The sequence below is a fragment of the Pseudomonas sp. P5_B2 genome (assembly GCF_056400445.1).
This window is the reverse complement of record NZ_JBFULH010000641.1, coordinates 1-2,234: the sequence shown is the minus strand read 5'-3', so window position 1 is coordinate 2,234 and position 2,234 is coordinate 1. Positions and strand designations below refer to the sequence as shown.

Genomic DNA, 2,234 nt, shown 5'->3' with positions numbered 1-2,234 from the left:
GCGCACGGCGGTTGCGAATGCCGGGCATTTCAAGGAAGGCATAACCGCACACGAATTGAAGAACCTCGAGAAAAAATTAACCGAGGTACTCAGTGAAATTCATCGGGTGATGGCGCCTTGAGCCTTCACCTGTAAAGCCACAACCAACACGGGCTCAGCTTGGGCGAATCAATCGCTCAAGCACGTCCTTCAATTCCTCGTGTTCCGGCACCCGGATCCCGAACTCATCCTTCAGCAAACCGATCAACTCATCCACATCCATCACCTGCCGCCGTTCGCTTTCGCGACCGACCCGGTGTATCGCAAAACTGCCGTTGTTCAACGTACGGCGCCAACCCTCCCCGGTCCGGGCAACCATGAGTTGCATGGCAAACGATGACTCGGGATGCGTCGAGACGTACCAGTTACCTACGGCGTAATCGATGTCTTCCTGGCGTTGCAGGTCGAAGATGTACATCGCCCGCCACTCGCCTCCGACGCTGGCGCGGAGGGTGTAGCCGTCCTCATGCTGCTGAATGCGATACGGCTCATGAGGGGTGAGTTGCTCGGCTTCGGTATCGAGCAGCAGTGGTGCGGTGGGGACCATGCCGCCGAAGCCAACGTCGGTGATGTAACGCACGCCATCCAGCGTGACAAGGCTCAAACGGTGCGTGCGAGCGGTCCATGCGCCTWCGGGCTGACCCATCACTACCCGGCCGGTGATGCCTCGGGCATCGAAGCCCAATTCCAGGAGCAATGCCAGGAACAGGTTGTTGAGCTCATAGCAGTAACCACCTCGACCGTCGTACAGGACTTTTTGCTCGATGGACGGCAGGTCGATCAGCACCGGCTCACCCGACAAAGTGGTGAGGTTTTCGAACGCGAAGGCACCGGTATGGCGTACCTGAAGCTGACGCAGGGTTTCCAGGGTCGGCGCCGGGGGTGCGTCGAAGCCCAGACGCTGCAGATACAACGCAAGATGGGTCAGGCGTGGCTCGCTCATTGCTAAGTCCTTATGCATGGGGCCGCGGATCTCTCCGCCGATGGCCGCCATGTATAAGGGATAAAGCGGCTCAACTGACAATTGATTTCGCCAATCACTGAACTCATCAGTGTTAATGCCGCTTGCGCGAGCTCACATGTATCCACGTCGGCGCATGATCACTGGCATGTGGTTCATTGCGTACCCAGGCATCGACACCCGCTTCTTGCAGGTAGGGACTGAGCGCCGGGTTCAGTAACAGGTGATCAATGCGCAGCCCTGAGTTTTTCTGCCAGTGCTGGCGGAAATAATCCCAGAAGGTGTAAAGCCGATCCTCCGGGTACAGATGACGCAGGGAGTCAGCCCAACCCTGATCCAGCAGGCGCTGATAACACTCGCGGCTTTGCGGTTGCAGCAGCGCATCCTTGAGCCAGGAGCGTGGGTTGTAGATGTCCAGATCGGTGGGCACTACGTTGTAGTCACCGGCCAGCACCACCGGATGTTCGCTGCTTTGCAGATCCTTGGCATAGGCGATCAGTCGCTCGAACCATGCCAGTTTGTAATCGAACTTCGGTCCCGGCTGCGGGTTGCCATTGGGCAGGTACAGACACCCCACCAGCACGCCGTGCACAGCTGCTTCCAGATAGCGGCTTTGGGTGTCCATGTCGTCACCCGGTAAACCGCGTCGACTCTCCAAAGGCTGCGCATCTCGCGCCAGAATCGCCACCCCGTTCCACGACGACTGGCCCTGCCAGAGGGCGCCGTAACCGGCCGCTTCAAGCTCGGCGGCTGGAAAGGCCGTGTCGACCGACTTGAGCTCCTGCAAACAGGCAATGTCCGGTTTTTCCCGTTCCAGCCACGCCAGTAGATTGGGAAGGCGTGCACGCAGGCCGTTGACATTGAAGGTGGCGATTTTCAGATTCTTCATGGTCCGACGCTCGCAGCGGATTGGCGGTATCCAGTTCTGACCGAAGTGCGCGACGACAGTTGCTGCGGTAAACGCAGCAGGCGATTAAAGGAGTCGGAGAGAGTCGCTTCCCACATTGATTGGGGCCATCGATTGAAGTCACTGACCACTCGTCATCCGACTGGCACCAACCGCCCTGCCCTTGGCACCAATACCAGGTAACGACTCATCTTTTGGAGACGGGCCATGATCACCACAAAACTCACTTCGTTGTTGCTGGCCGGCTTGCTATGCACTGCCTCGGCGACCACGTTTGCAATGTCCAACGATGGAGCCGATACGACTGGCACGCAGTCCGGTTCAACC

General features: G+C 58.4%; 2 protein-coding genes and 1 pseudogene. 1 reads left to right on the top strand and 2 read right to left on the bottom strand.

Going from position 1 to position 2,234, the window contains the following annotated elements:
* Positions 1 to 121: pseudogene (locus tag AC1DRJ_RS25090) on the top strand (BrnA antitoxin family protein); the annotation flags it as partial.
* 33 nt (positions 122 to 154) lie between these two features.
* Here AC1DRJ_RS25090 and AC1DRJ_RS25085 read toward each other — a convergent pair.
* Both AC1DRJ_RS25085 and AC1DRJ_RS25080 read right to left on the bottom strand, forming a co-directional pair.
* On the bottom strand, positions 155 to 982 hold the full coding sequence (locus tag AC1DRJ_RS25085; RefSeq protein WP_477804531.1) for an arylamine N-acetyltransferase family protein: 828 nt from the start codon (positions 980 to 982) through the stop codon (positions 155 to 157).
* A 112-nt stretch (positions 983 to 1,094) separates the two neighbouring features.
* Positions 1,095 to 1,889, bottom strand: a complete 795-nt coding sequence (locus AC1DRJ_RS25080) for an exodeoxyribonuclease III (RefSeq protein ID WP_477804530.1) — start codon at positions 1,887 to 1,889, stop codon at positions 1,095 to 1,097.
* Between the last annotated feature and the right edge of the window lie 345 nt (positions 1,890 to 2,234).

What these genes read in the sequence shown, in the direction of transcription:
- AC1DRJ_RS25080 (WP_477804530.1), bottom strand. Translation starts at nt 1,889, where the DNA reads ATGAAGAATCTGAAAATCGCCACCTTCAATGTCAACGGCCTGCGTGCA.